We start from the raw sequence: 1,003 nt of genomic DNA on the forward strand, positions 1-1,003 counted from the left end.
TCCCAGAGCTTCTCACTGGTAAATTGCGTTCCGCGGTCAGCGTGAAACACCAGCCCATCAGGAACATCACCGCGCAGTGTATGCGCCATCCGCAGGGCCCGTTCGACCAGGTGTGTGTCTTGCACGCTATCCATAGCCCAGCCCAGCACTCTGCGGGAATGACCGTCGCGGACCGCGCACAAGTACAACCAGCCTTCACCGGTGCGCAAGTAGGTAATATCTGACATCCACACTCGGTTGAGCTCACCAGTATCAAACATGCGCTTGACCAGGTCAGGAAGAGTTGACTTACGCTTGGCTTGGATTGTAGTCACCGGGACAAAGGCACGCGGTGAAATCCCTTCAATGCCCATCATGCGCATCCGCTTCGCCACAGTCTTACGGTTAAGCGAAATGTGGTAGCGCTCGGCAAGCTCTGCGGTGATCCGCGGAGCACCATAAACCTCATCGGAGTCTTTCCAAATCTGATGAATCTTACGGTCAACATCATCGTAAAATGCTGCCCGATCATCCTTTCCGGATAGTCGTTTCTGCTGCACATGGGCCCATTTGTAGTATCCAGACCGAGATACTTTTAATAGTCGTGCCATGCGTTTGATGCTGTAGTTTGCCTTCTCCTGCTGCATTAGTTCGAACTTTTCTGCTCGCGTTGCTTCGCGGCGAAGAAGGCTGTCGCTTTTGACAAAAACTCGTTATCCATCTTTGCTTCAGCCAGCTCTCGGCGCAGACGAGCATTCTCAGCACGAAGATCAGCCTCACTCATCCCATCCGAGGCTCCTCGGCGTTCACGCTCGAGTTTGACCCACCGGCCTAAAAGCCCGGCGGAAACACCGATTTCCTTAGCCACATGGGCAATTGGGCGCTCTGACTCGATTACCAGGTTCGCGGCCTCACGCCGGTACTCAGGCGTGTACTTCTTGCGCTGTTGACTCACAATGAACATCCTCTCTTACGGACACAAGATCCGTACAAATAGGGTGTCCACTAAACGAGGGTAACCTCA

At 53.7% G+C, this 1,003-nt stretch carries 2 protein-coding genes; both read right to left on the reverse strand.

Going from position 1 to position 1,003, the window contains the following annotated elements; all coding sequences use genetic code 11:
• Window positions 1-626, reverse strand: a 626-nt coding sequence (locus tag HMPREF2781_RS12380) for an IS3 family transposase (protein WP_070643638.1), incomplete at its 3' end; no start/stop codon positions are given.
• Entirely contained in the window at window positions 626-934 is a 309-nt protein-coding gene (locus tag HMPREF2781_RS00980) for an IS3 family transposase (protein WP_010188437.1), read from the reverse strand. The genes HMPREF2781_RS00980 and HMPREF2781_RS12380, both read right to left, overlap by 1 nt.
• Between the last annotated feature and the right edge of the window lie 69 nt (window positions 935-1,003).

Source organism: Corynebacterium sp. HMSC062A03, from assembly GCF_001811145.1.
Taxonomy (GTDB): Bacteria; Actinomycetota; Actinomycetes; order Mycobacteriales; family Mycobacteriaceae; genus Corynebacterium; species Corynebacterium aurimucosum.